The organism is Micromonospora sp. MGP-C2, assembly GCF_057766525.1.
In genome coordinates, this window is the sequence record NZ_JBYMEN010000002.1 from 2640026 (window position 1) to 2666202 (window position 26177).

The 26177-nt window shown below is 73.6% G+C and carries 27 protein-coding genes and 1 riboswitch; of the genes, 20 read left to right on the plus strand and 7 right to left on the minus strand.

Translation table 11 applies throughout. From position 1 onward, the window contains the following. Position 1: 1 nt before the first annotated feature. The 3 genes from AC3CF1_RS11630 to fabF all read left to right on the plus strand — a co-directional run bounded on the left by AC3CF1_RS11630 (position 2) and on the right by fabF (position 2498). Positions 2 to 946 (plus strand): beta-ketoacyl-ACP synthase III, encoded by a 945-nt coding sequence (locus AC3CF1_RS11630; protein ID WP_088949570.1) that lies wholly within the window; start codon positions 2 to 4, stop codon positions 944 to 946. Between the two features lie 83 nt (positions 947 to 1029). Further along, positions 1030 to 1269 carry an acyl carrier protein gene (locus AC3CF1_RS11635; RefSeq protein WP_030330276.1) on the plus strand — a complete coding sequence of 80 codons (240 nt, stop codon included), beginning with the start codon at positions 1030 to 1032 and terminating at the stop codon, positions 1267 to 1269. A 2-nt stretch (positions 1270 to 1271) separates the two neighbouring features. Next, positions 1272 to 2498, plus strand: a complete 1227-nt coding sequence (gene fabF / locus AC3CF1_RS11640; protein ID WP_088949571.1) for a beta-ketoacyl-ACP synthase II — start codon at positions 1272 to 1274, stop codon at positions 2496 to 2498. 48 nt (positions 2499 to 2546) lie between these two features. Here fabF and AC3CF1_RS11645 read toward each other — a convergent pair whose 3' ends face one another. The 3 genes from AC3CF1_RS11645 to AC3CF1_RS11655 all read right to left on the minus strand — a co-directional run bounded on the left by AC3CF1_RS11645 (position 2547) and on the right by AC3CF1_RS11655 (position 5141). Further along, on the minus strand, positions 2547 to 2765 hold the full coding sequence (locus AC3CF1_RS11645) for a hypothetical protein (protein ID WP_278147418.1): 219 nt from the start codon (positions 2763 to 2765) through the stop codon (positions 2547 to 2549). Between the two features lie 61 nt (positions 2766 to 2826). Next, complete coding sequence (locus AC3CF1_RS11650; protein WP_354983173.1) at positions 2827 to 4563, minus strand: glycoside hydrolase family 3 protein; 1737 nt, start codon at positions 4561 to 4563, stop codon at positions 2827 to 2829. An 86-nt stretch (positions 4564 to 4649) separates the two neighbouring features. Then, complete coding sequence (locus AC3CF1_RS11655) at positions 4650 to 5141, minus strand: DUF3145 domain-containing protein (RefSeq protein WP_088949573.1); 492 nt, start codon at positions 5139 to 5141, stop codon at positions 4650 to 4652. 308 nt (positions 5142 to 5449) lie between these two features. Here AC3CF1_RS11655 and AC3CF1_RS11660 point away from each other — a divergent pair, with 308 nt between their 5' ends. Continuing rightward, positions 5450 to 5779, plus strand: coding sequence for a hypothetical protein (locus AC3CF1_RS11660; protein ID WP_030330285.1), 330 nt, complete (start codon positions 5450 to 5452; stop codon positions 5777 to 5779). Between the two features lie 108 nt (positions 5780 to 5887). Here AC3CF1_RS11660 and AC3CF1_RS11665 read toward each other — a convergent pair whose 3' ends face one another. Continuing rightward, on the minus strand, positions 5888 to 6532 hold the full coding sequence (locus tag AC3CF1_RS11665) for a carbonic anhydrase (RefSeq protein ID WP_488450454.1): 645 nt from the start codon (positions 6530 to 6532) through the stop codon (positions 5888 to 5890). A 147-nt stretch (positions 6533 to 6679) separates the two neighbouring features. On the opposite strand from AC3CF1_RS11665, the gene AC3CF1_RS11670 reads away from it, so the two are divergent. From AC3CF1_RS11670 to AC3CF1_RS11690, 5 genes are all read left to right on the plus strand, one after another. After that, positions 6680 to 7618 (plus strand): alpha/beta fold hydrolase, encoded by a 939-nt coding sequence (locus AC3CF1_RS11670; protein WP_488450455.1) that lies wholly within the window; start codon positions 6680 to 6682, stop codon positions 7616 to 7618. A 108-nt stretch (positions 7619 to 7726) separates the two neighbouring features. After that, a complete protein-coding gene (locus AC3CF1_RS11675) occupies positions 7727 to 9841 on the plus strand; it encodes a HelD family protein (RefSeq protein WP_354983175.1) in 2115 nt (704 codons plus the stop codon). Between the two features lie 107 nt (positions 9842 to 9948). Further along, positions 9949 to 10866, plus strand: a complete 918-nt coding sequence (locus AC3CF1_RS11680) for a cation diffusion facilitator family transporter (protein WP_488450456.1) — start codon at positions 9949 to 9951, stop codon at positions 10864 to 10866. A 113-nt stretch (positions 10867 to 10979) separates the two neighbouring features. After that, positions 10980 to 11111, plus strand: a riboswitch (cyclic di-AMP (ydaO/yuaA leader). Between the two features lie 5 nt (positions 11112 to 11116). Then, positions 11117 to 12181: a coiled-coil domain-containing protein gene (locus tag AC3CF1_RS11685; RefSeq protein ID WP_435794837.1), complete on the plus strand. Its 1065-nt coding sequence runs from the start codon at positions 11117 to 11119 to the stop codon at positions 12179 to 12181. 165 nt (positions 12182 to 12346) lie between these two features. Beyond that, positions 12347 to 12847, plus strand: a complete 501-nt coding sequence (locus tag AC3CF1_RS11690) for a hypothetical protein (protein WP_488450457.1) — start codon at positions 12347 to 12349, stop codon at positions 12845 to 12847. 24 nt (positions 12848 to 12871) lie between these two features. Here AC3CF1_RS11690 and AC3CF1_RS11695 read toward each other — a convergent pair whose 3' ends face one another. Then, complete coding sequence (locus AC3CF1_RS11695) at positions 12872 to 13339, minus strand: SRPBCC family protein (protein WP_088949579.1); 468 nt, start codon at positions 13337 to 13339, stop codon at positions 12872 to 12874. Positions 13340 to 13534: 195 nt separating this feature from the next. Between AC3CF1_RS11695 and AC3CF1_RS11700 the strand changes: the two genes are divergently transcribed. After that, on the plus strand, positions 13535 to 14497 hold the full coding sequence (locus tag AC3CF1_RS11700; RefSeq protein ID WP_354983238.1) for a PfkB family carbohydrate kinase: 963 nt from the start codon (positions 13535 to 13537) through the stop codon (positions 14495 to 14497). After that, entirely contained in the window at positions 14494 to 15321 is an 828-nt protein-coding gene (surE, locus tag AC3CF1_RS11705; protein ID WP_210794669.1) for a 5'/3'-nucleotidase SurE, read from the plus strand. The genes AC3CF1_RS11700 and surE overlap by 4 nt, the downstream gene beginning before the upstream one ends. Before the next feature lie 18 nt (positions 15322 to 15339). On the opposite strand, the gene AC3CF1_RS11710 is transcribed toward surE, so the two are convergent. Further along, positions 15340 to 15702 (minus strand): STAS domain-containing protein, encoded by a 363-nt coding sequence (locus tag AC3CF1_RS11710; RefSeq protein ID WP_088949581.1) that lies wholly within the window; start codon positions 15700 to 15702, stop codon positions 15340 to 15342. A 387-nt stretch (positions 15703 to 16089) separates the two neighbouring features. Here AC3CF1_RS11710 and AC3CF1_RS11715 point away from each other — a divergent pair, with 387 nt between their 5' ends. From AC3CF1_RS11715 to AC3CF1_RS11735, 5 genes are all read left to right on the plus strand, one after another. Next, positions 16090 to 16230 (plus strand): hypothetical protein, encoded by a 141-nt coding sequence (locus AC3CF1_RS11715; protein ID WP_157744063.1) that lies wholly within the window; start codon positions 16090 to 16092, stop codon positions 16228 to 16230. Between the two features lie 136 nt (positions 16231 to 16366). Beyond that, a complete protein-coding gene (locus AC3CF1_RS11720) occupies positions 16367 to 16765 on the plus strand; it encodes a hypothetical protein (RefSeq protein WP_088949582.1) in 399 nt (132 codons plus the stop codon). A gap of 534 nt (positions 16766 to 17299) precedes the next feature. After that, positions 17300 to 17986 carry a BON domain-containing protein gene (locus tag AC3CF1_RS11725; RefSeq protein ID WP_354983178.1) on the plus strand — a complete coding sequence of 229 codons (687 nt, stop codon included), beginning with the start codon at positions 17300 to 17302 and terminating at the stop codon, positions 17984 to 17986. Between the two features lie 96 nt (positions 17987 to 18082). Beyond that, complete coding sequence (locus AC3CF1_RS11730) at positions 18083 to 18580, plus strand: redoxin domain-containing protein (RefSeq protein ID WP_210793466.1); 498 nt, start codon at positions 18083 to 18085, stop codon at positions 18578 to 18580. Further along, positions 18577 to 19125: a DsbA family protein gene (locus AC3CF1_RS11735; RefSeq protein ID WP_088949584.1), complete on the plus strand. Its 549-nt coding sequence runs from the start codon at positions 18577 to 18579 to the stop codon at positions 19123 to 19125. Before AC3CF1_RS11730 ends, AC3CF1_RS11735 begins: the two co-directional genes overlap by 4 nt. Before the next feature lie 30 nt (positions 19126 to 19155). On the opposite strand, the gene AC3CF1_RS11740 is transcribed toward AC3CF1_RS11735, so the two are convergent. Further along, entirely contained in the window at positions 19156 to 22041 is a 2886-nt protein-coding gene (locus AC3CF1_RS11740; RefSeq protein ID WP_488450458.1) for a winged helix-turn-helix domain-containing protein, read from the minus strand. Between the two features lie 145 nt (positions 22042 to 22186). Between AC3CF1_RS11740 and AC3CF1_RS11745 the strand changes: the two genes are divergently transcribed. From AC3CF1_RS11745 to AC3CF1_RS11760, 4 genes are read left to right on the plus strand one after another with little or no spacing between them, the layout of a single operon-like run. Next, positions 22187 to 22627 carry a hypothetical protein gene (locus AC3CF1_RS11745; RefSeq protein ID WP_328533662.1) on the plus strand — a complete coding sequence of 147 codons (441 nt, stop codon included), beginning with the start codon at positions 22187 to 22189 and terminating at the stop codon, positions 22625 to 22627. Further along, entirely contained in the window at positions 22624 to 23757 is a 1134-nt protein-coding gene (locus AC3CF1_RS11750) for an alcohol dehydrogenase catalytic domain-containing protein (protein WP_488450459.1), read from the plus strand. Before AC3CF1_RS11745 ends, AC3CF1_RS11750 begins: the two co-directional genes overlap by 4 nt. Positions 23758 to 23807: 50 nt before the next feature. After that, positions 23808 to 25004, plus strand: coding sequence for a saccharopine dehydrogenase family protein (locus AC3CF1_RS11755; RefSeq protein WP_488450460.1), 1197 nt, complete (start codon positions 23808 to 23810; stop codon positions 25002 to 25004). A gap of 25 nt (positions 25005 to 25029) precedes the next feature. Next, a complete protein-coding gene (locus AC3CF1_RS11760; RefSeq protein WP_327645502.1) occupies positions 25030 to 26112 on the plus strand; it encodes a DNA polymerase III subunit beta family protein in 1083 nt (360 codons plus the stop codon). Positions 26113 to 26177 lie beyond the last annotated feature (65 nt).

Consider the following 26177-nt stretch of genomic DNA (forward strand, 5'->3'; position numbering starts at 1 on the left):
CATGACTGGCAGTCGCATCGTCTCGATGGGGCACTACCAGCCCTCCCGGGTGGTGACCAACGACGACATCGCCCAGCTCGTCGACACCAACGACGAGTGGATCCGCGACCGGGTCGGCATCGTCAGCCGGCGGATCGCCGACAGTGAGACGGTGGCAGACATGGCTGCCGCCGCCGCCGGCAAGGCGCTGGCCAACTCGGGCCTGACCGCCGCCGACATCGACCTGGTCGTCGTCGCCACCTGCACCTCCATCGACCGCAGCCCCAACGTGGCCTGCCGGGTCGCCGCCAAGCTGGGCATCACCGCGCCGGGCGCGTTCGACGTCAACACCGCCTGCTCGGGCTTCGCGTACGCGTTGGGCACCGTCGACCACGCCATCCGGGCCGGCGCGTCGCGCAACGCCCTCGTCATCGGCGCCGAGAAGCTCTCCGACTTCACCGACTGGACCGACCGCTCCACCTGCATCATCTTCGCGGACGGCGCCGGCGCCGCGGTGGTCAGCGCCACCGCCGACGACGAGCCGGCCGGGATCGGGCCGGTGGTCTGGGGTTCGGCGCCGGAGAAGAGCGACGCGGTCCGCATCGAGGGCTGGCGCCCGTACGTCCAGCAGGAGGGGCAGGCGGTCTTCCGCTGGGCCACCACCGCGATCGCGCCACTCGCGCTGCAGGCCTGCGAGCGGGCCGGGGTCGACCCGTCGGAGCTGGCCGCGTTCGTGCCGCACCAGGCCAACGCCCGGATCATCGACGGCATCGCCAAGCGGCTCAACATCCCCAACGCGATCATCGCGAAGGACATCGTCGAGTCCGGCAACACCTCCGCCGCGAGCGTGCCGCTGGCCCTGTCCAAGCTGGTCGAGCGCCGGGAGGTGCCCTCGGGCGCACCGGTGCTGCTGTTCGGCTTCGGCGGTGGCCTGACCTACGCCGGTCAGGTCATCCGCTGCCCCTGATGACCCCCTCGGCGCGTACGCGTCCAGGAGCGGCGGTCGGCGACGCCGTCCGCCGGAAACCCCGATGAAAGGAACCAACCGTAATGACCCGTGACGAGATCACCACCGGCCTCGCCGAGATCCTCGAAGAGGTTGCCGGGGTGAACCCGGACGACGTGGCCGAGGGGAAGTCCTTCACCGACGACCTCGACGTCGACTCGCTCTCCATGGTGGAGGTCGTTGTCGCCGCCGAGGAGAAGTTCGGCGTCAAGATCCCGGACAACGAGGTGCAGAACCTCAAGACCGTCGGTGACGCCGTCAGCTACATCGCGGCGCAGTCCTGATCATGAGTCGTCCCGACGTCGTCGTCACCGGGCTCGGCGCGACGACCCCGCTTGGCGGGGACGTCGCGTCGACCTGGGACGCCATGCTCGCCGGCCGCTCCGGGGTGAGTGCCCTCACCCAGGAGTGGGCCGCGCAACTGCCGGTCCGAATCGCCGCCCAGCTGGCCGTGGAGCCGTCCGAGGTGCTGGACCGGGTCCGGCTGCGCCGACTGGACCGTTCCGAGGCGATCGCCATCATCGCGGCGCAGCAGGCCTGGGCGGACGCCGGCCTCGCCGGCTCCGACCTCGACGGGGAGCGGCTGGCCGTCAGCGTCGGCTCCGGCATCGGTGGCGCCACCACCCTGCTCGCCCAGGACGACATCCTGGAGGCATCCGGGCCACGGCGGGTCTCCCCGCACACCATCCCGATGCTGATGCCGAACGGTCCGGCCGCCTGGGTCGGGCTGGAGCTGGGCGCCAAGGCCGGCGTGCACTCGGTGGCCAGCGCCTGCGCCACCGGTGCCGAGGCCATCGCCCTCGGGCTGGACATCATCCGCGCCGGTCGTGCCGACGTGGTGGTGGCCGGCGGCACCGAGGCGGTCATCCACCCGCTGCCGATCGCCGGCTTCAGCTCGATGCGGGCCATGTCGACCCGCAACGACGACCCCGAGCGCGCCTCCCGCCCGTGGGACCGGGGCCGGGACGGCTTCGTCCTCGGCGAGGGCGCCGGCATCGTGGTCCTGGAGCGGGCCGAGCACGCGGCCGCCCGGGGCGCCCGGGTGTACGCGCGCCTCGCCGGTGCCGGCATCACCTCCGACGCGTACGACATCGTGCAGCCGCACGCCGAGGGTGAGGGCGCCATCCGGGCCATCGCCAAGGCGATCGCGGACGCGGACGTGGCGAAGCGGGACATCGTGCACGTCAACGCGCACGCCACCTCGACCCCGGTCGGGGACATGCTGGAGATCAGCGGGCTGCACAAGGCGCTCGGCGACCACCCGGTGCTGTCCGCGACGAAGTCGATGACGGGTCACCTGCTCGGTGCGGCCGGAGCGCTGGAGTCGATCGCCACCATCCTGGCGATCCGCGACAGTGTCGTCCCTCCGACGATCAACCTGGACGACCCGGAGCCAGGCCTCACCCTGGATGTCGCCGCGCACAAGGCCCGCCACATGGAGATCCCGGCCGCGTTGAACAACGCGTTCGGCTTCGGCGGGCACAACGTGGCGCTCGTCTTCGCCCGGCCCTGAGATCCCGCAGAAGGGCCCCTCCTCGTCGAGGAGGGGCCCTTCTGTCGTTCAGCCCCGATTGCGGGGGTGCTGTTTCGCGGTGCGCTCGTTGCCGTGCCGGTAGTTGCCGGTCCAGCGGGCCATCACCAACTGCGGGTCGTCGTCGACCTCGGCGAGGAACTCCGCGGCCCGACCTCCGCGCAGCGTGCCGGCGACCCGTCCGTGGTGGGTGATCACCACAGTGCCGTCCGCCCGTTGCACGTGCCGGAATCCTTCTGCCGCTCCCATGGGGGAGAGGTTGTCAGACCGACCGAACCGAGGCGACCCGATTTTCGGTCCGTGGCGGCGGTCAGCTACTGGCGCAGGTCGTCGCGGGCAGGCCCGGCACAGCCACCGGGGACCGGCCGCCCGGCCGGGCCTTGCCGGCCAGCACGGCGGCCAGCCCTGTCATGGAGGCCCGGCTGGAGGAGTACGTGGCCAGCAGCGTCGGCGACTTCGCGCCGCTCAGCACGTACGGGGTGTCCATCGCGACAGTGACCGCCGCGTCGGCGCGCAGGTCGTTGGCGCCGTCGCCGTAGCCCACCAGGTGCACGATCGTGCCGCCGCTGGGCTTGACCTGCACCCCGGCGGCGGTCAGTGCGGCGGTGAGCGCCGCCCGAGTGCCGTCGCGGCCACCGGAGGAGGTGACGGTGACCGGCCCGCGTACGGCACCGCCGCAGGTGCCCCGCAGCACGGTGACGGCGGCGGTGGCCAGCGCGTCGGCCGCCGCGCGGTGCGCCGGGGCGTTGAGCGTGGACATCTGCGCGGCCGGGGTCTCCGCGAGCCGGAACTTCATGGTCAGCACCCGGGTGACCGCCTCGACGAGCCGGGCGCGTGGCAGTGAACCGCCGCGCAGCGCGGCGAGCAGCCCGTCGTACGCCTGGCCGACGTTCGGGGTCATCAGGATGAGGTCGTTGCCGGCGTTCAGCGCGCGGACGGCCGCCTCACCGGGAGCCCAGCGCTTCGCGGGCGGCATGTTCATCCCGTCGGTGATCACCACGCCCTTGAAACCGAGCTGACCCCGCAGGACGTCGGTGAGCAGCTTGTGCGAGAACGTCGCCGGGGTCCCCGGGTCGATCGCGCGGGCGTCCAGGTGACCGGACATCACCGCCATCGCCCCGGCGTCCATCCCGGCGGTGAACGGCGGCCACGCGCCGCTCCGCAACGCCTCGGCGGACTGGGTGAGCACCGGCAGGTCCTGGTGGGAGTCGTCGGCGCTGTGGCCGTGCCCCGGGAAGTGCTTCAGTGTGGCCGCGACCCCGGCCGCCTGGAGACCACGGACGGCGCCGCCCACCTGCACCGCGGCCTGCTTCGGGTCCGAGCCGTACGACCGGGAGCCGATCACGGTGCTGCGGGTGGCCAGCACGTCGGCCACCGGGGCGAAGTCGACGTTGATCCCCATCGCCGCCAGTTCAGCACCGGCGGCCTGCCAGGCGGCCTCGGTCAGCTTCGGGTCGCCGGCCGCGCCCGCCGCCAGGGCGCTGGGCAGCACGGTGACGCCGTCGGTCACGCGGGTGACGACGCCGTACTCCTGGTCGGTGCCGATCAGCAGCGGCGCGGGGCCGGCGGCGAGCCGACCGGCGGCGGTACGCAGCCCGCTGGTGAGCTCGTGCACCTGCTTCGGGTTGTCGACGTTCGTGGTCTCCTGGTTGCCCTTGGTCGGGTCGTCGGCGCTGAAGCCGACCAGGATCAGGCCACCCAGCCGATACTTGCTGATCATGTCGGCGGGGGTGTCGACCCCAGCGAGGGCCTGGTTGCCGGCGGCCGAGCCGGCCGAGACCTTGGTCGCGGAGTCGCCGTAGGCGTACGGCATCAGCACCTGACCGACCAGGTCCTCGTCGGACAGCGTGGCGACCAGCGCGGCGGCCCGGGCGGCCGGGTCGGTGGCCGGCGACGCGGCGGGTGCGCTCGGGGCGGCGGATGTGCCGGCCGGGCTGGGTGTCGGCGCGGGGCGCTCGGGGTCGCTTGAGCAGCCGGAGACGAGCAGGGCGGTCAGGGCGGCGACTGCGACGGTGGCGCGCCACGGGCGATTCGACACGCCGCCCATCCCACCAGCTTCCCCCTTATCGGGGCAACTTGACCTTACCGGTCGCACCCTTCCGGGGGCGTGCGGCCAGCGGATCGACTGTCGGGTCAGCCGACCCGGGTGAGCAAGGTCACCGGGGCGCCGTCGCCGGCGTACCGGTAGGGCTCCAGGTCGGCGTCCCAGGCAGTGCCGAGCGCCTTGTCCAGGGCGTGCGCCAGCGCCTCCGGGGCCCGCGAGGAGACCATCAGCGCCCGTAGCCGGTCCTCGCCGAGCTGGATGTCGCCGGCCACGCCGACGGTGGCCCGGAACAGGCCACGAGCCGGCACGTACATGAAGCGTTCACCGTCGACGCCGGCGCTCGGCTCCTCGGTGACCTCGAAACGGATCATGGGCCACTGCCGTAGGGCAGCAGCCAGCTCGGCGCCCGTTCCCGGACGACCGGTCCACCCGCACTCGGCCCGGCGTGCGCCGGGGTCGACGGGCTGAGCCGTCCACTGCAGGTTGACCGGCGCGGCTAGGACGCGCGCGATCGCCCACTCGACGTGTGAGCACACGGCGAGCGGGGTCGAGTGGACGTATACGACGCCACGCGTTGGCACGGTGACCTCCCGGAGAGCGAGGTGCGTCTTCCCCTACGACCTCGTCCACCCAGGTGGTTCCTGCAACACATGATTACTCCTGTGACGGGTGGTGCGCCAGGGAATCGGAAAAATCGCCGGGTGGAATAGCCGGACGGGTGGTCGCCGTTGCCTCTCAGGACACCGCGACAACCAGCGTGATGTCGTGGTCATGTACAGTTCCACCGGCGGCTTATGCCGCGTTACACCTTCGCGAGCCGAGTCAAGTGCGGCCCGCACACAGCCCCCGGACGTCCAGTCCTCCCGTACGTCTTGCAAGGAGTACCTCCGTGGCGAGCAACACCTCTAAGACCGCGCGCGCGTCCGTCCGGGCCGGCCAGGCTGGCCAGGGTGGCGCCCTCAGCGTGCTGGGCGAGTTCAAGTACCTCATCCCGCTCAACGGCGGCAAGCACGCCTACGTGCGGAACCTGACCAACGGCAAGACCGCGCACCTGCGTACGGACTCCGACGCCTTCGTCGAGGAGATCCGCGTGCTGGCCGCCGCCGGCCACGCCGCCAAGATCCGGGCGGAGATCAACAACCTGGCTGCCACCCACCCGGGTGACGGCTGGGAGGCCACCGAGAAGCGCCTGGTCGCGGCCGGCGTCTTCGAGGGCTGAGCTCTCCCCCACCGCAACACGTAGAGCGCCCGCCGGGAGTCCCGGCGGGCGCTTTCGCGTGTCCGGCGCGAGATCGAAAAGGCCACGGTCGAGCGCGTCGGGGCGGGTTCAGCCCGGATCGAGCAGAGCGACCTCACCGGTGGCCAGGTCGTAGAGGCCACCGACCACGGCCACCCTTCCGGCGGCGATCGGCCCGGCCAGCAGGTCGTCAGCGCGCAGCGTGCCCACCGTTCGCCGGACATGCCTGCGGATCGCCAGCGGATGCACCGCCGGGTCGTCGATCCCCACCTCGGTCACCGCCGGGGCGATCTCGTCCACCAGGTGCGCCAGCGACCCCCCGGGACGTTGCCCGCTGCGCAGCGCCTCCACCGCCGCGCCCACCGCGCCGCACCGCTCGTGGCCGAGGACCATCACCAGCGGTACGCCGAGCTGGCCGACCACGTACTCGATCGAGCCGCACACCGCGCGGTCGAGGACATGCCCACCGGTACGGATCACGCAGATCGCGCCGAAGGTCTGGTCGAAGATCGCCTCCAGCGGCACCCTGGAGTCGATGCAGCCGAGCACCACCGCGTACGGCTGCTGGTCGCCGGAGGCGGCAGCGGCGGCGGTGACGTCGTGTCCGTGGATCGGCTGGCCGCTGACGAACCGCCGGTTGCCGGTGAGCAGGTCGGCCAGCGCGGCGCGGGGCGTACCCCCGGCCTGCCGTCCCTGCCCCGCCGCCCCGCCCATGGACGCCCCCGACGACCCCATGCCGTTCAGCTTGGTCCCCCGCTGACGACCACGGGCGCGGTCGGGAATGTTAGCCCCGGCGCGATTGACGTGGTCTGATGGCGGGTAGCCCGTGTTACCGCCGGGTATCCCGGTGCTGGTGATGCTGGGCGGCCCTGGGAGGCGGCGATGCCGGAGCGGTTCGAGGTGGGTCTGCCGGACGGTGTGCGGCTCAACGTCGAGGTCACGGGGCCGACGGACGCCCCGGTGACCGCCATCCTGCTGCACGGTTGGACGCTGGACGGGCGCGCCTGGCACCGACAGGTCGACGCGCTCACCGCGGCGCCGCTCGGCGGGGCGGTGCGGGTGGTCACCTACGACGCGCGGGGGCACGGCCGCTCCAGCTGCATGGCGCTGCCCACGGCCACCCTGGCCCAACTGGGTGACGACCTGGCCGCGGTCATCGACGCGGTGGCGCCTCCCGGGCCGGTGCTCCTGGTCGGGCACTCGATGGGCGGCATGACGATCATGGAGTACGCCCACCGCCACCCCACGCACTTCGCCGCCCGTACGGCCGGGCTGGTCTTCGTCTCGACCACCGCCGAGGGGCACACGCACACCGTCTACGGGCTCTCGCCACGGATCGCCCGGTTGATCCGGCTGGCCGAGACGACCGGAGCCGGAGTGCTCGCCCGGTGCGGGTCGTGGCGAGCGCCCCGGGCCCTGCTGAACGCGCTGCAACCGAGCATCCGGTGGATGCTCTTCGGCGACCGCTGCGAGCCCTCCGACATCCGCCTGGTGACCTCCGCGGTGGCTCGTGCCTCGCTGCGCTCGATCGGCGGGTTCCGCGCCTCCATCGGCACCCAGCACCGACTGGACACCCTCGCCGCGCTGGCCCACCTGCCGGCCGCCGCCCTGGTCGGCGACCGGGACCGACTGACCCCACCGCCCTGTGCCGAGTCGATCGCGGCGGCGCTGCCGGCCACCGAGCTGACCGTCTGCCCGGGTGCCGGGCACATGCTGATGATGGAGCGCCCGGACGAGGTCAACGCCGCCCTCACCGGCGTACTCCGCCGGGTGCTCGCCGCACCGCAGCGCAGGGTGACGCCCGCCGGGACGGGCGCCTGAGCGCGTTCCCGCACCTCGGGCGCGGCGGGCCGGGCCGGGGGCCGTACCCTTCTGCGGTTGGCTTGCGCGGTTTCCGCCGCCTGCCGGCGACCTTCGAAGGAGCGTGCGTTGACCGACCAGACCGGCCTGGAGCAGGAGATCGCCGTCGAGCAACGCCACCTCGACCGGGTGTACGCCCGACTCGCCGAACTGCGGCAGTCGGCGGTCCGCGCCGAGCGTGACGGCTACCGGATGGCCCGGGTGGGCACGCACGGGGCGCTGGTCGAGCGCGACGCGATGGTCTTCCACGCGGCGCAGCGGCGACACACCCTGGACGCCGAGCACGAGGGGCTGGTCTTCGGCCGGCTGGACCTGCGCGACAGTCAGGTGCTGCACGTCGGGCGCCTCGGCATCCGCGACGAGGACGCCCGCACGCTGGTCGTCGACTGGCGGGCGCCGGCCGCCGCCGCCTTCTACCAGGCCACCCCGGCGCAGCCGCTGGACGTGGTGCGCCGCCGCACGATCCAGACCCGCGCCGAGCGGGTCACCCGCATCGAGGACGACCTGCTCGACCCGAACGCCGCGCCGGAGGGCATGACGGTCGTCGGTGACGGCGCGCTGCTGGCCACCCTGTCCAAGGCCACCGGCCGGGGCATGCGGGACATCGTGGCGACGATCCAGCGGGAACAGGACGAGGCGATCCGCTCCCCCGGCTCCGGGGTCACGATCGTCGCGGGCGGCCCCGGCACCGGTAAGACCGCTGTCGCCCTGCACCGGGCCGCCTTTCTGCTCTACTCCGACCGCAGCCGGTACGCGGGCGGCGGCATCCTGGTGGTCGGCCCGTCGTCGGTCTTCGTGGAGTACATCGGCTCGGTGCTGCCGTCGCTGGGCGAGGACACCGCGACCCTGCACTCGCTGGGCACCCTCTTCCCGGGCATGAGCGCCACCCGCACCGACCCGCCCGAGGTGGCGGCGGTGAAGGGCTCGCTGCGGATGCGTCGGGTGCTGGAGCGGGCTGCCCGCGACGCGGTGCCGGGCGGCCCGGGTGAGCTGCGGCTGCTCTACCGGGGCACGCTGCTGCGGCTGGACCGGACGGCACTGGACCGGATCCGGGACCGCGCGTTGCAACGGGGTGCCCGCCGCAACGAGGTGCGCCGGGCCGGCTTCGACGGGGTGTTCGCAGCGCTCTGGGCGCAGGCCCGTGAGGTGGGCATTCGACTGCCGGACCAGCGGACCTTCGAGGCGGAGATCGCCGAGCGGTCGGAGTTCCGGGAGTTCCTCAAGGCGTGGTGGCCCCGGCTGCACCCTCGACACGTCCTGGGCTGGCTGGCGCAGCCGGACCGGCTGCGCCGGTATGCCGGGGGGATCCTCTCCTCCGCGGAGATCCGGCTGCTCAGCGCCGCGTACCGGCACCTGGACACGACCGGGCTGACCATCGCCGACATCGCGCTGCTGGACGAGTTGGACTCCCTGCTCGGCAAGCCGGCGCAGTCGGCAAAGGCCCGGCGCGACCCGTTCCAGCTGGCTGGCGGCGTACGCGAGTTGAGCACCCTCGGCGAGCGGCAACGGGCCGCCCGTGCGGCGGCCCGCGAGCGCCCGGAGGACTACCGGGACTACGCGCACGTGGTCGTGGACGAGGCGCAGGACGTCTCACCGATGCAGTGGCGGATGGTCGGTCGACGTGGCCGTCTGGCCTCCTGGACGGTGGTCGGTGACCCCGCCCAGACCGCGTGGACCGGGGACCCCGACGAGCTGGACCGGGCCCGGGACCAGGCGCTGGGTCGGCGCAAGCGGCACGATTTCACGCTCACCACCAACTACCGCAACTCCTCGGAGATCTTCGCGGTGGCGGCGGCGGAGATCCGCCGGCTCTACCCTGACCTGCCGCTGCCGACCGCGGTCCGCTCCACCGGGGTCGACCCGGTCGAGCTGGTGGTGCCCCCGAGCGGGTTGGAGACCGCGACAGTGGAGGCGGCCGCCGGCCTGCTGGCCGAGGTGGAGGGCACCGTCGGCGTGATCACGCCGGTCCCCCGCCGCGACGAGGTTGCCGGCTGGGTCGCCGCACTCGGCGCGCCGAGGCTCCAGGTGGTCACCAGCCTGGAGGCCAAGGGCATGGAGTACGACGGGGTCGTGCTGGTCGCCCCGAGCGAGATCCGGGCGGATCCGGGTGCCGGGGTGCGCACCCTGTACGTGGCGCTTTCCCGGGCCACGCAGCGCCTCACCACCATCGACCCGACCGGCTGATCCGTGCTGGCGAGCCGCCGGCGAGAGCTGCTGCCCCTACACTTGCATACATAGCGATGTGAACATACATTGGACCGGGTCCCGGCTGGCGGCGGAGGGTGGTTCTCGTGGGCGCAGGTCATGACCACCACCACGGGTCCGTCGCCAATGCCGCACACCAGCACCGGGGCCGCCTCTGGGCTGCATTCGGGCTGCTCGCCACCCTGATGGTGGTCGAGGCGGTGGCCGCCCTGCACACCGGCTCGCTCGCCCTGCTCTCCGACGCCGGGCACATGTTCACCGACGTGCTCGGCATCGGGATGGCGCTCGCCGCGATCACCGCGACCCGGCGGGCCACCGGCGACCCGCAGCGCACCTTCGGGCTCTACCGACTCGAGGTGCTCGCCGCGCTGGCCAACGCCGTCCTGCTCTCCGGCGTCGCGATCTACGTGGTGATCGAGGCGATCCACCGCTTCGGCGACCCGCACGAGGTCATCGCCGGCCCGATGCTCGCGGTGGCCGTGCTCGGCCTGCTCGCTAACATCGCCGCCTTCGCCCTGCTCCGCGCCGGAGCCCGGGAGAGCATCAACCTTCAGGGCGCCTACCTGGAGGTGCTCGGCGACCTGCTCGGGTCGGTCGGCGTGATCGGTGCCGCACTGCTCATCACCGTCACCGACTGGTGGTGGGCCGACCCGCTGGTCGCCGTCGCCATCGGCGTGTTCATCCTCCCGCGCACCTGGCGGTTGGCACGGGCCGCCGTCCGCATCCTGGTGCAGGCCGCCCCGGAGCACCTCCAGGTGACCGCCGTGCACGACCGGCTGGCCGCGGTCCCCGGTGTGGTCGAGGTGCACGACCTGCACGTCTGGACGCTCACCTCCGGCATGGACGTGGCCTCCGCACACCTGACCATGGCACCCGGGGCGGAGGTCGGCGCGGTGCTCACCGCCGCGCGTACGGCCCTGCACGACGACTTCCGGATCGAGCACGCGACGTTGCAGATCGAGCCGGGTGCCGCCTCCGGAGCGTGTGGCTCGATCGAGTGGTGACAGCAGCTTCTCGTGACGACGCACGCACCGTCCGTCACATTGGCTGCAGCCGCCCCACCCGCACCGGTAGGCTCGGTCCCGGCCTCCACCAGGCGGCGCCCTCCCGGCGCCGGTGGTGGTCGCCGCCTAATCGCCCGCGAGGGCGAACCGGGGAACCACGTACCTGGGGTGCATCCGCGTCAGCGGTAGGGATCTTCCGTCCCGAACCCGTCAGCTAACCCGGTCGGCGGCTGACGGAAGGACATGCTCAGTGGCACCAGCACGACCACCCGCCGCCCGACTGGCGGCCCTGATCGTCGCGATGTTCGCCCTCGGCGTCGCGCTCCCGGCCGGCACCGCCTCGGCCGCTCCCCCGACCGGCCTGCGGGCCGCCGCACCCGACTCCGACGAGGAGGGCGGCACCCCCGCGCTACGAGCCCAACTCGAGGCGGCCAGCAAGGGCTACCTGGACGCGAAGCGCGCCCTGGACGCCTCGGTGCAGCGGCAGCAGCAGCTCGCCACCCAACTGAAGACCCTCGAGGTCGATCTCAACCAACGCAGCGGCAAGGTCGGCGAGATCGCCGGCGTCGCGTACCGCACCGGCCGGCTCAGCGCGGTGTCGGCGCTGCTCAACAGCGACAGCCCGGAAGGCTTCATGGACCGGGCAGCCGCACTGGACGCGGTGGCCGCCAACGAGGACCGGGTGCTGCGCGACCTGCTCAGCAGCAAGGACCAGGCCAACCGCACCCAGGTCGCCCTGAACGGTGAGATCAACGAGCAGCGCAAGCAGGTCGCGGTGATGGCCAAGCGCAAGGAGCAGGCCGAACGGGCCCTGACGGTGGCCACCACCCCCAAGCCGCAACCCGCCGCCGACACCGACTCCAACCGGGGCACCTCCGCCGCCAACGCGAAGGCCGCGCCGCGCAACTCCGACGGCTCCTGGCCGTCGGAGACGTGCAGCGTCAACGACCCCACGCCGGCCAGCGGCTGCATCACCCCGCGCACCCTGCACGCCCTCAACCAGGCCAAGGCGGCCGGCTTCACCCGATACGTCTCCTGCCACCGCCCCAGCGGCTCCGGCGAACACCCGAAGGGCCGGGCCTGCGACTTCGCGGCCCAGACGGGCGGCTTCGGCGGCGACGCCACCGGCGGCGACAAGACGTACGGCAACAACCTGGCCGCGTACTTCATCCGCAACGCCGACCGGCTCGCCGTGCTGTACGTGATCTGGTACAGGCAGATCTGGCTGCCCAGCAGCGGATGGAAGTCCTACAGCGGGGCGGGTGGCGACCCGTCCAGCGACCACACCAACCACGTGCACCTGTCGGTCTACTGATCCGGCCGTTCCCCAAAGTGTGTGATGCCTGTGAGTCATCAAGATGACTCACAGGCATCACGTTCGTCCGGGCAGCGCTGTCCGACCGGGCTACGTCGCCGGGCGTACCCCTGATGTCGTCGCTCGTCGGACGACCCGGCGGCGGTCGGCGGGCAGCATCGCGGTATGCCTCGGATCCCACCCACCGCCCGCAAGGGGCTGCTCACCCTGCACCTGGTCACCTCGCTGGGCTGGCTCGGCGCCGACCTGGTGCTGCTCACCCTCGGCATCGCCGTGCAGCGTGGCGCTGACCCGGCGGTGCTCTACCCGGTCGGCGCGCTGGTCGGCACCGTCCTGTTCGCGCCGCTGAGCGTCCTGGTCTGGCTCATCGGTGTCGCCAGCTCGCTGCTCACCCCGTGGGGCCTGCTGCGCTACCGGTGGGTGGTGGTCAAGCTGGTGCTCACCACGGTGATGGTCGGGCTGGTGCTGTTCCTGCTCACCCCGAATCTGCGGCACGCCGGAGCGGTGGGCGCCGCCCTGCCCGCACAGGACCGCGCCGATCTGGTGATCGCCCCCGCGGTGTCGACCAGCCTGATGATCATCGCAACGGTGCTGTCCACGTACAAGCCGTGGGGACGGCGTCCCGCCGCCCAGCCCACACTGGCCGGCCGCGCCCGCAACCGGTGACCCCACTGCCCTCCCGCGGTCGGGTCAGGCTGGGGGCGGCGGGTCACCGGTGCGGTCGAGGGCAGCGCCGAGGCGGGTGGCCAGGGCGAGGTGGGCGGCCCGGGCCTGACGGAACGCGTACCGGAACAGCGGGGTCGGCGCGGTCAGGGTGATGTCGACGTCGATCCGGGTCAGGCCGTCCGGCTCGGGGCGCAGCCGGGTGTGGTTACGCACAGTGGTGGCCGGCCACTGGCGGGCCACCATGACGATCTCGTCGTCCTCGCTGATCAGGACGTCCGCGTGGTAGGTGGTCCGGAAGCGCAGCGGGCCGGCAGCCAGCCGGTCGTTGATCGTGTAGCTGGCCTGCGCACCCGGTCGGGGCGGCAGTCGGCGGACCCGGACGATCAACGGGTGCAGCTCACCCTGCCGGGTCAGGTCGCTGAGCAGCGCCGCCGCCTCGGCCGGCGAACACCGGGCCTGCACGGTGTAGCTGAAGGTATCGCTGCTGAGCACACCGTCTCCCGCCGTCGATGGTCGCACGATCGTCCCGTACCGATGTCTGGCTGGCAATGTCCGAGGGCCGGCCCGGGCCGGCCCGATGACACGCCCAGTCACCGTTTAGCGCATTAAGGTCTTTTAGTGAGGAATTACCCGACCGTGCTGGAGGCGGACATCATGAACGGTGACGATCCGGTGAGCGGACACGTGATGGTCTTCGCGCCCACTCCACAGCTGACGGTGACCGTCGACCAGCCGAACGACCACCCCGAGCTGCACCTGCACCCCGGCGGGCAGGGCGTCTGGCAGGCCCGGATGGTGATGTCGCTCGGTGTCGAGGTGGTGCTCTGCGCCGCCCTCGGCGGCGAGATCGGCCAGGTGCTGGAGCCGCTGCTGGTCAGTGAGGGCGTGGACCTCAAGGCGGTGGCCCGTGATTCCGGCAGCGGCGGGTACGTGCACGACCGCCGGGACGGCTCCCGGCAGGAGATCGCCGACGTGCCCGGTCAGCCGCTGAGCCGACACGAACTCGACGAGCTGTACAACCTGGCCCTCGGCGAGGGCCTGTCAGCCGCGGTGAGCATCCTCAGCGGGCCGAACGAGCCGTGGCTCGTGCCTGCCGACCTGTACCGACGCTTCGCCGCCGACCTCAGCGCCAACGGCGGTCGGGTGGTGGTCGACCTCTCCGGCGATCACCTCGGCTCGGCGCTGGAGGGCGGCGTCTTCTTCCTCAAGGTGAGCCACGAGGAGCTCATCCGCGACGGCCGCGCCCGCAGCGACGACATCGTGGAACTGACCCGGGCCATGTACGAGCTGCACGCGGCCGGCGCCGAGACGGTGGTGGTGAGCCGGGCCGACCGGCCGGCACTCGCGCTCATCGACGGGGAGCTGTTCGAGGTCGAGATGCCCCGGTTGGAGGCCGCCGACCCGCGCGGCGCGGGGGACTCGATGACGGCCGGGGTGGCGGCCGTCGTGGCCGGCGGCGGGGACATCCGGACCGCCATCCGGACCGGGGCCGCGGCCGGCGCGCTGAACGTCACCCGGCACGGCCTGGGCACCGGACGACTGGACTCGATCACCGGCCTGGTGGAACGGGTGCGACTGGTGCCCGCGGACAGCCGGCAGCAGGAGCGGACCACCCCGGACGAGCTGGCCGACCGGGCGGTCGACCGATGACCCTGCGGGTGCTGATCACGAACGACGACGGGATCGCCGCGCCGGGCATCCAGGCACTGGCCTGGGCTGCCCGGCAGCGGGGCCTGGACGTGGTGGTCGCCGCACCGCTGGAGGAGGCGAGCGGCACCAGCGCCGCGATGAGCGCCGTGGAACGGGACGGACGGGTGGTCGTGAACGACCACCCGCTGCCCGACCTGGAGGGCGTGCCGGCGTACGGGGTCGGCGGCTCACCGGGCTTCATCACGCTGATCGCCCTGCACGGCGCGTTCGGTCCGCCGCCATCGGTGGTGCTCTCCGGCATCAACCGTGGTGCCAACGCCGGCCGGGCCGTGTTGCACTCGGGGACGGTGGGGGCCGCGTTCACCGCCGCCACGAACGGGTGCCGGGCGATGGCGGTCTCCCTGGACGTGCTCTCCGCGGGCGAGGCGACGGCGGCGAGCGGTGGCGCGGCGGTGGACGCGGCCGCCCGGGTACGCGACGCCGAGCGGCACTGGAGCACCGCGGCGCGGGTCGCCCTGGACCTGCTCCCCCGGTTGACGTCCGCACCGATGGAGAGCGTGCTCAACGTGAACGCCCCCGACCTGCCGCACGGACGACTGCGCGGGGTGCGGCGAGGCACGCTGGCCAGCTTCGGTCAGGTGCAGATGACGGTGGCCGAATCCGGCCACGGCTTCGTCCGCACGTCGCTGGAGGAGCCGGGCCAGGCCGCCCAGCCGGGCACCGACGTGGCGTTGCTGGCCGCCGGGTATGCCTCGGTGACGGCCATCCGGGCGGTCACCGAAGCAACCGACATCGACCTGACCGGGCTGGACGAGCAGCCCTGACCGGAACGCCCGGTGCGCTCAGGCGCCGGGCAGCACTTCGGGGGTGGCGGCACCGGCGAAGTAGGGCTCCGGTGCGCCGAACAGGCCGAGCAGACCGGTCACCCAGAGCTGTCGGTGCACGAACCGGCTCGGCTGCGTGACCACCAGCTTGACGTCGCTGACCTCGGCCGTCTGAAAGCCGGCGACCATGGCGCTGATGCCGACGGAGTCGATGAAGGTGACCAGCCTCATGTTCAGCTCGATGCGGAGCGGGCGGCCCTTGGCCAGCACCTCCGCGATCGCCTCGCGCACCTCGTACGCGGTGTCCACGTCGATCTCGCCCCGCGGGGCGATCTCCACCACACCACCGGACAGAACCGACTTCACGATCGACAGGCTCACGCGAGCACCTCCACCCGCCCGTCCCCCGGGCGCCTCATCAGTACGCGGGCCGCGACCGAGAGTATTCCTCCGACGGCCTCGGTCGCCACCCCTCGGGATGAGTAATTCGCGGATCCGGACCCACAAAGCCGCCCATATCCGTACTTTTCAGTATCTGATTACTCAACACTTTTCGTTATCTGACCCTCGGCGATCAGTCGGGACCGACGCGCCGCGGACAAGGGTAGCCGCCCGGACCCGACAGGCCCGACAACCGGACCACCACCTACGCCCGCCCCGTGTGCCACCGGCGTGTCGCCCGCGAACGCCCGCCCTGATCGGCACCCGCGGTTGCCGACGCGCCCTAGCATCGGGCCGGGACACCCACCGTGACGGAGAGGACCTTCGATGATCAAGCGACTTGCGGGGCTGGCTGGCGTCGGCGTCTTGCTCGCCCTCGTACTGGCCTGCGGTTTCGGCGGTGGAGGGGACGATGACGACGATGACGACGACTTCGCCCGGGGCGTCGCCGTGACAGTGGTGCGCTGAGTTCCTCCGAGCCAGGGCCGGCCGGGTTTGCGCTCGGGCGGCCCTGGGCACTGCGGGGTAGGCGAACCGTGACGCGCTGAACAGACGCCGAAGTCCGAAGTGGCCGGCGGCTTCGGCACCCGAGGAGGTAACCACGATGTTCGGAACCAACCTGCTGGACCGCCGCAGCAAGCCGGAGCGGATCGCGGACCAGGCCTGGGAGCACCTGCTCTCGGCCGTGAGCTCCGCCGGAGACAGTGTGCGGGACACCGCCCGGTCGGCCCGTCGCAACAGCGGCGACCTTGCCGATGGCGCGGGTGACCTGGTGGGCTCCGCCGCCGAGGAGGCACGTCGGCGTGCCTCGCTGGCCTTCGACGCGCTCGCCGGCCGCCAGCCGGCACTGCCCTGGACGCTGCTGATCGGTGCCGCGCTCGTGGGCGCAGCGGTCGGCTGGGCCGTCGGGTCCGCCGCGCGGGCCGCCGGCAGCCACGACGACCGTGCCGTCGACGACGTGGAGTTCGTCGACGTCGACCGCCCCAACTCCCCAGCGGTCTGATCAACCGCTCTCCCCGCACCACCACGGGCCCCACTCGACCACTGTCGAGCGGGGCTCGCCGGCATTGCGGCGGGACAGGGCGGGTTGGAAGTGGCCGATTACCGGGCAGGTCGGGGCCGGTCCGCCGGGTGCCGGAACCCCTCAGGCTGTCCGGCGGACCGGTGCTCGGGTGGTGGGCCGCATGGAGGCTGCTGGGTGGGTGCTGTTCCTCTCGGGCGGAGCCCCGGGGGACGGGGTCGACCGGACGGGAACGCCGTGGCCCGGGGGACGGGCACAGCGACGGGGACGGGAAGAGCTGCCCTGGCTCCACCACCCGACGCGAACGGCTCCCGCAATCGAGGAACGCCACTACCGTAACTGACGGCGGCTCGCTTTGGAAGCGCTCCCATGGTGGAAGTCCGCAACAGCACGGCCGGGCCGTCACCCCTTCCGGGCGAGGATGGTTCACCCGGAGCAACGGCAGGATCGGATGACGGCGGACTCCCGGCCGCGACCGCCGCCCGGTCCGCCGACAGAGCACGGGAGGAGGGGCAGATGGCCATCGCGGAGATCAGCCGAACCGACCAGGACATCCAGTCCGCCGTACTCGACGAGCTGACCTGGGAACCGCGGGTGCAGCCGCACGAGATCGGCGTGACCGTCGCCGAGGGCGTCGTCACGCTGACCGGACGCGTGGACAGCTACGCCAAGAAGTGGGCCGCCGAACGAGCCGCGCACCGGGTCGCCCGGGTCCGGGCGGTCGCCAACGACGTGGCCGTGCAACTGGACAGCGGCTCCGAGCGCGCCGATCCCGACCTGGCCGCCGCCGCCAGCCACGCGCTGGAATGGGACGCCTTCGTGCCCATCGAGAAGCTCCAGGTCACCGTCTCGGCCGGCTGGGTGACGCTGCACGGCGACGTCGAGTGGGAGTACCAGCGGCGGGCCTCCGAACGGGCGGTCAGCCGGCTGACCGGCGTACGCGGGGTGAGCAACGGCATCACCGTCCGTCCGGCCGCCCCACCCGACGGCCGGGATCTGGCCGAGCGGATCGTCGACGCCCTGGCCCGGGCCGGCGCGACCGAGGCCGAACGGATCAGCGTCCGGGTGCACGGCGACACGGCGGTGCTCGCCGGTCTGGTGCACTCGATGCCCGAGCGGGCCGAGGTGGAGCAGCTGGCCTGGTCCGCGCCCGGCATCCGCGAGGTCCAGAACCACATCGCGGTCGCCCCGGTGCTGCGCTGAGCGGACGCGGGCGCCCGCTCAGCGGGCGCTGAACGGGCGTGGAACCACCCGGGGTGGGTGAGTCCGTCTCACCCACCCCGCGAGCAGGCTGGGGGCATGAGTGATCCGAACGGGCTGATCCAACCGGGCCGCCCCGCGCCCGGTTTCACCCTGGCGGCCACCCCGGACGGGGCCCTCGTCGGCCCTGAGCAGTTCCGTGGCCGGCCGGTCGTGCTCGCCTTCTACCCCGCTGACTGGAGCCCGGTCTGCGGTGACCAGATGTCCCTCTACCAGTCGGCGGCGCCTGTCTTCGCCCAGTACCGGGCAGCGGTGCTCGGCATCTCGGTGGACAGCATCTGGTCGCACCGGGCGTTCGCCGAGAGCCGGGGCATCGAGTTCCCGCTGCTGGCCGACTTCGAGCCCAAGGGCGAGGTGGCCCGCCGCTACGGCGCGTACATGTCGAACGGTGAGGCGGCCCGCGCGCTCGTGGTGCTGGACCCGGCGGGGACGGTGACCTGGAGCTACCTCTCCCCGCCCGACGTCAACCCGGGCGCGGACGGCATCTTCGACGCGCTGGACCAACTCGCCGCCGATCGGAAGGTGATGGCCGGATGACCACGCCACTTCAGGTCACCGCCCGGCTTCGGGACCCGGTGACGACCGATGACCACATCCGGGGACCGGCCGACGCGTCGGTGACCATCGTCGAGTACGGCGACTTCCAGTGCCAGTTCTGCGGTGCCGCGTACCCGAACCTGCACGAGTTGCTGCGGCAGCGGGCCGACACCGTGCGGTTGGTCTACCGGTACTTCCCGATCGCCAACATGCACCCGTACGCGGAACGCGCCGCCGAGACGGCCGAGGCCGCCGGGGTCCGAGGCCGGTTCTGGGAGATGCACGACTGGCTCTACGAGCACCAGGACCAACTCGACCCGGTGCACCTCTCGCTCGGTGTCGAGCAGGTCGGGTTGCCGCCGGACGAGTTGAACGCCGAGGTGGAGGGCCGCAGTCACGCGGACCGGGTGCGCCGGGACTTCGTCGGCGGCATCCGCAGCGGGGTGAACGGCACCCCCACCCTGTTCGTCAACGGCGTTCGGCACGACGGTGGTTACGACCTGCCCGACCTGCTGGCGGCCGTGGACGCCGCCGGCAACGCCTGACCGCCGACCCGCTGAGAACCGCCGACCCGCTCAGATCAGCCGCAACTCGCGCGCCCGCCGGACCGCCTCGCGCCGGCGGGTCGCGTCGAGTTTGCGGTAGATGTTGCGGACGTGGGTCTTCACCGTGTTGACCGAGAGCGACAGTTCGCTGGCGATCTCCACGTTGGACAGGATGCTCTGCAGGTAGCGCAGGATGGTCAGCTCCCGCTCGGTGAGCGGCTCGTCGAGCGTGTCCCTCGGCTCGGCGGCGGGGCGGGCGGTGCTCCTGCCGGCTCCCCGCACCAGGTCGCTGACCAGCGCGAAGTGCGCGGTGCCGGCGTCCAGGTGGGCGGCCAGCAGGTCCCGCACGGGTGGTTCGGCGCGGGTGAAGACCCGTCGACAGCCCTGCGGCCCGGCCAGGTCCAGCACCTGCTCCAGGATCCGGCCCGCCCGCCGCCCGTCGCCGGCCCGCTCGGCCAGCAGGGCGTCCAGCAGCCCCGCGTCGAGGCGTACCGGCAGGGGCCAGGAGGTGGCCGCTGGTGACTGCCAGCCCGGCAGGGCGCGCCCTGCGGCAGCGGCGTCACCGGCCAGCAGCTCCACCTTCGCCGCCGCGACCGTGAGGACGGGTTCGCTCGCGCCGACCAACAGGTCGCGGGCGGCGTCCAGGTCACCCCGCTCGGCGCGCAGTTCGGCCTCGGCGGCCCGCAGCAGGCCGGCCAGCTCGGTCGCGGACGGCCGGTCGGCCAGCGCCTCCCGGGCCCGGACGAGCAGTCGTTGCCCGGCTGCCGGGTCGCCGGAGTCGCGGTGCAGCTTTGCCTGGCACAGCGCGGCCACCGTTGCCGCTACCGGTTCGTCGACGGCGGCGGCCGGCCAGTCGTCGCCCGCATCCGTCTCGGGGCCGCCGATCCAGCCGCCGACGATGCCGAGGGCCGGGCCGGCGAGAGCGAGGTTGGCGGCAGCCTCCTCGGGCTGGTCGCGGAGCTGCGCCACCAGGGCCAACGCCAGGTACGAGTAGGCGCAGTCGAGCCGACAGGACCAGCCCCGACAGGGTGGCATGCCCAGCGCGTCCCGAGCCGCCTGCTCGGCCGCCCGCAGCTCGCCGCGCACCGCGAGCAGCAGCGCGGCACGGCTGGCGCCGACCAACTCGGTACGCGGACGGCCGGCCTCGCGCGCCGCCGCCCGGGCCCGGACGAACCGGGCGGCCGGGAGTGCGCCGTCGGCCAACTCGACCAGCCCGAGTGCGGTGCCGGTGAACGCTCTCAGGTCGGCGTCGTCGGCCGCGCCTCCCCCACCGGCCGTCGGGGCGGAGCTGGCCGCTCCGGTCGACGCGGAGTCCGGCACCCGCGTCGGCGTGGCGCCCGCCGGGCGGGTCCGCAGCAGTCGGGCGGCGGCGGCCCGGACCTCCGCCGGGTCGCCGGAGAGGCGTGCCACGCTCACTTCCAGCGCGGTGACCAGGCGTAGGAACCGGTCCCGCCGCGGCACGGGCAGGCCAGCGGCATGGTCGGCGGCCGAGCGCAGGTGGCTGCTGGCGGCCGGCAGATCACCGGCGTACGCGCGCTCGGCGGCGCAGGCCAACGCCACCTCCGGGTCGGCGCGGATCACCTCCGCCGGCGGGGTCATGGGGGCGGGGGCGTGCACGGGGTCCCGGTCGTACCGGGTCAGTTCCGGCCAGTGCGCGACGAACAGGTCACCGGCCAGGTCCCACCGGCCGGCGGCCAGCGCGTGTCGCAGACCGTCGGCCGGCCGCCCGTCGCCCGCGTACCAGTCGGCGGCCCGTGCGTGCAGGTCACGCAGTTCGTCGGGGGGCAACCGGGCCAGGTCGGCGCGGAGCAGGTCGGCGAGCAGGGGCTCGCAGCGGTACCAGGGTGGGCGGGTGTCCTCGCGGTGCAGCAGACCACCGGTCCCGGCCAGGGCGGCCAGCACCTGCGCGGCGTCGGCCCGACCGGTCAGCGCCTCGGCCAGGTCGGCGCAGACGGTGTCGACGATGGCGGTCCGGCGCAGCAGGTCCTCCTCGGCCGGGTCGAGTGCGGGGAGCACCTCCTCGTGCAGGTAGCCGGCGATCTCCGGCTGGTCACCGCCGAACTGCCCCACCCAGCGCTCCGGGTCGGGCTGCCCGCGCACCGCCAGCGCGGCGATGCGCAGCGCGGCCGGCCAGCCCCCGGTCCGGTCGCGCAGCCGGTGCACGGCGGCTGCCGGCAGCGCTGCGGCGTGCGCGGTGAGCAGGTCGGCCACCTCGTCGTCGGTGAACGCCAGCTCGTCCGGGCCGATCTCGGTCAGCTCTCCGGCGAGGCGTAGCCGGTGCAGGGGCAGGTGCAACCCGGCCCGAGCGCCGATCACCAGGCGCAGCTGGTGCTCGGCATGTCGCAGCAGGAACTCCAGGCCGGTCAGCGCCGCCGGGTCGGCGACCCGGTGCAGGTCGTCCAGGACCAGCAGCACCGGCCGGTCCCCGGCGGCGAGCGTGGCGGCCAGCACCTCCAGTTGCTCCGGGCGCGGCGGCCGGTCCGGCAGCGGGCCGTCCTCCGCCGACCCGGTAGCCGACCGCAGCGCCGCCGCGAGGTACGCCCAGAGCCGGTCGCCGTCGTCGCCCACCTCCACGGACAGCCACGCCGAGACCGGGCGGGCCTCGGGCGGCACCGACAGGTCGCCGGAGTCGGGCACGACCGCGCCCGGCTCGACGTCGGGCGCAGCACCGCCCAGCCGTACCCAGGAGGCGAGCAGCGTGGTCTTGCCCCAGCCGGCGGGAGCAGCGATCAGGGTGACCGGCCCGGCACTGCCCTCGTCCAACCGGCGCAGCAGTCGGGGCCGGGCCACCACCGGCTCCGGCGGCACGGCCGGAGTCAGCCGGGACGCCAGCAGCGGAGACTCCGCCGGACGCCCCGGTGCCGTATCGACCTGTCGTGCGGTTTCGACCCGTACGCGATTCCGCTGTTCCGGCACCCAGCCCCACCCCCACCACGCGCTCCGCCCCCGGTCGGCGAGCGGTTACCCGGCGGGGGCCGGTTCACCCCTTCCGGGCGAGCACGCTTCACCCGGCCGAGACCGAGGATCGGGGGACGTGGACCGCGAGGACGGGTGGGGACGAATGGGACGGCTGGCGCGGGCGGGACCCGCCCTCGGCAGCGCGGCGCTGACCGGGGCGGCGCGGTTGCTGCGCGTACCCCGGCGGCGCGGCCGGACCGGCGCGGACGGTGACCCTGGCGCGCCGGCTCGGTGGCAGGTGGTGACTGTCGACCGGCCTCCGGAGCAGGTGCTCCCCGATGGTCGCTGGCCCGAACCGCTGCGCCGCCTGGGCGGCGCGGTCGAGGTGCGGGTGCGGCCGGCGCCCGGCGACCGGGGCACGGAGCTGGCGGCCCGGCCGCTGCCCGGCGGCACCCCGCCCTCCGGGCTGGCCGCGCACCTGGTCGGTGACGACCCGGGCCTGCTGGTGCGCCGCACCCTGCGCCAGGTCAAGCAACGGGTGGAAGCCGGCGAGGTGCTGCGCGCGGACCGGTCGGCGCTGGACCGCCGCGAGGTGCACGGGTGAGGGCGCTGTGCTGGGTCGCCGCCGACGAGGTGGCGGTACGCGAGGTGAGCGACCCGGAGCTGCGCAACGAGCGTGACGTGATCGTCCGGGTTCGTCGCAGCACCACCTGCGGCGGGGACCTGCCACTGCTGGCCGGGCGGGATCCGCTACTGCGGGCCGGTGACGTGCTCGGGGCCGAGTTCCTGGGCGAGGTGGTCGAGGTCGGGCCCGCCGTCCGCCGGCACCGCACCGGCGACCGGGTGGTCGTCGGCGCGAGTGTCGCCTGCGGCGGCTGCTGGTACTGCCGTCAGGGCCTGCACTCCTGCTGCGACAACAGCAGCGTCGACCTGGCGAGCGCCGACCCCGACCAGGGACGGGACGCCGGCGGTTTCGGCCGGCCCCGGGCGGCGGGCGGCTTCGCGGGCGGTCACGCCGAGTACGTGCGGGTGCCGTACGCCGACGTGGGCGCGTTTCCGGTGCCGGACGCTGTCGACGACGACCGGGCGTTGTTCGCCGCCGACGCGGCACCGGCCGGCTGGTCGGCGGCTGAGCTGGGCGCGGTGCGCCCCGGCGACGTGGTGGCGATCTGGGGTGCCGGAGCGGTGGGCCAGTTGACCGCCTGGGCGGCGGTGCGGCGCGGTGCCGCCCAGGTGCTGGTGGTGGACCGCTACGAGGAGCGGTTGCGGATGGCGGAGCGGCACTGTGGCGCGGAGCCGCTGGACTATCGCCACACCGACGTCGCGGCGGAGCTGCGGGACCGCAGCGGCGGACGCGGGCCGGACGTGTGCGTGGTGGCGGTCGGCTGGTCGGCGGCCGGTCGCTTCGGTGGCCGCACCGCCGACCACCCGGACGCCCTGCGGGAGGCCGTGTACGCCTGCCGCAAGGGCGGTGTGGTGGTGGTGCTCGGCGAGGCGGCCGGTTTCGTCGACGCGTTTCCGCTGGGTACGGTGACCGACCGGCGGCTCACGCTGCGCGGGGTCCGGCGGCCGGACCTGCGGGACGTGCCGATGCTGCTGGACCGGATGGCCCGCGACGAGCTGCGCACCGAGCAGCTGGCCACCCACCGGCTGCCGCTGGAGCAGGGCCCGCAGGGGTACGCGCTGTTCCGGGACCGGGCCGACGGATGCGTACGGGCCGTGTTCACGCCGTGACGGCCCTTTCGTGATCTGCCATCGGGCACCGCGAATGGCAGACTCTGGGGATGGCTGGGGAGCGAACGTACGACGTGGTGCTGTTCGGGGCGACCGGGTTCACCGGGGGCCTGACCGCTGAATACCTGGCCCGGCACGCGCCGCCGGGGCTGCGCTGGGCGCTGGCCGGGCGCGACCCGGGCCGCCTCGCCGCCGTCCGGGACCGGTTGGCCGCGATCGACCCGACGTTGACCGACCTGCCGCTGCTCACCGCCGACGTGACCGACGCGGCCTCGCTGCGCGCCGTCGCGGAGAGCGCCCGGGTGGTGGCCAGCACTGTCGGCCCGTACGTCCACCACGGCGAGCCGCTGGTCGCCGCCTGCGCCCGGGCCGGCACCGACTATCTGGACATCACCGGTGAGCCGGAGTTCGTCGACCTGATGTATGTGCGCCACCACGCCGAGGCGGCCCGCACCGGCGCGCGGCTGGTGCACGCCTGCGGGTTCGACTCCATCCCGCACGACCTGGGCGTCTGGTTCACCGTCAAGCAGCTGCCCGCCGACGTGCCGATCACCGTGGACGGTTACGTGCGCGCCGGTGGCCGGTTCTCCGCCGGCACCTACCACTCGGCGCTCACCGCGTTCTCCCGTACCGGGCAGGCCAGCCAGGCCGCCCGGGACCGCCGGGCGGTCGAGCCGCGCCCGACCGACCGCCGGGTGCGGGCGGTGCCCGGCCGGCTGGGCCGCTCGGCGGAGCTGGGCATCTGGACCGTGCCGCTGCCGACCATCGACCCGCAGGTGGTCCGCCGCTCGGCGGCGGCCCGCCCGGAGTACGGCCCGGACTTCCGTTACCGGCACTTCGCCGCCGTGAAGCGGCTGCCCACAGTGCTGGCCGGCGCGGTCGGGCTCGGAGCGGTGGTCGGGCTGGTGAAGCTGCCGCCCAGCCGACGGTGGCTGCTCGGCCGGCTCGCGTCCGGGCAGGGGCCCACCGCCGAGCAACGGGCGGCGTCCTGGTTCCGGGTCCGGTTCGTGGGCACCGGCGGCGGGCAGCGGGTGGTCACCGAGGTGGCTGGCGGCGACCCCGGTTACGACGAGACGGCGAAGATGCTCGGCGAGTCGGCGCTGTGCCTGGCGCTCGACGAGCTGCCGCGGACCGCCGGTCAGGTCACCCCGGTCACCGCGATGGGTGACGCGCTGCTCGACCGGCTCGTCCGGGCCGGGCTCACCTTCCGGGTGCTCAAGCAGGACACGGCGGAGCACTCGGCTTGACCCTCGACCGGGTCGAGGAGGCAGGATGCCCAGCGTGAGCGACCTGCACAGCATCGGTGAGCTGGCGAGGGCCAGTGGCCTGACCGTCAGCGCCCTGCGTTTCTACGACTCGGCGGGGGTGCTGGAACCAGCCCTGGTCGACCCGGTGACCGGCTACCGCTGGTACACCGATGAGCAGATCGCCCCGGCCCGGCTGGTGGCCGGGCTGCGCCGGATCGGCATGCCGGTGCCGGAGATCGCCGCCGCGGTCCGCGCCGAGCCGGCTGCGGTGCACCGGTTGCTCGACACGCACCTGCGCCGGTTGGTCGACGGGCTGGCCGACGCCCGTCGGGAGGTGACCCGGCTCCGGGCGCTGGTCGACCCCGCCCAGCCGAGCACCACCACGCTGCTGCTCTCCCCCGCCGACCTGGCCGCCGCGCTCGACGCGGTGCGCTTCGCCGTCGGCGCGGACCCGGAGGTGCCGATGCTCTGCGGTGTGCTGCTCGACGTGGAGCCCGACGGTGTCCGGCTCGTCGCCACCGACCGGTACCGCCTCGCGTTGGCCCGGTCCAGGGCCGACGTCGACGGTCCGCCGGTGCGGGTATTCGTCCCCGTAGCCCTCGTCGACCAGCTCCGGCCGCTGCTCGACGCCGCCGACGCCTGGCCGGTGTCGTTGACAGTGGCGGGCGCGGACCTGCGGGTGCTGGTGGCCGACCGGACGTTGACCGGCACCGCCCTGCCGTACGACTTCCCGGACTACCGCCGGTTGCTGCGCAAGGCCGTCGGCGAGCGGCCCACCGCGCGCCGGATCACTGTCGACGTGGCCACGCTGCGCGCCGCGTTGGCCGACCCGGCGGCCCCCACCGTCGCCCGCGACGACGACGGCACGGCCCGGGAGGTCACCGTGCTCGGCGTCGACGACCAGGGCGGTCTTCGGCTGCTCCCCGCCGCCGACCTGGACAGCGACGCGCTGCGGGTCGGGGTGGACGGTCGCTACCTGCTGGACGCGTTGAACGCGGCCGGCGCGCCGCAACTGGTGCTGGAGCTGGACGGGCCGATCTCCCCGCTAGCCCTACGCCGACCGGACGACGCGGACACCTACTCGGTGCTCATGCCGATCCGGCTCTGAGCCGGCGGCCAGCAATCCCCGTCCCGCGAGGAAAAGCCCGCGACGGTAGCATCTGGTGGTTCACC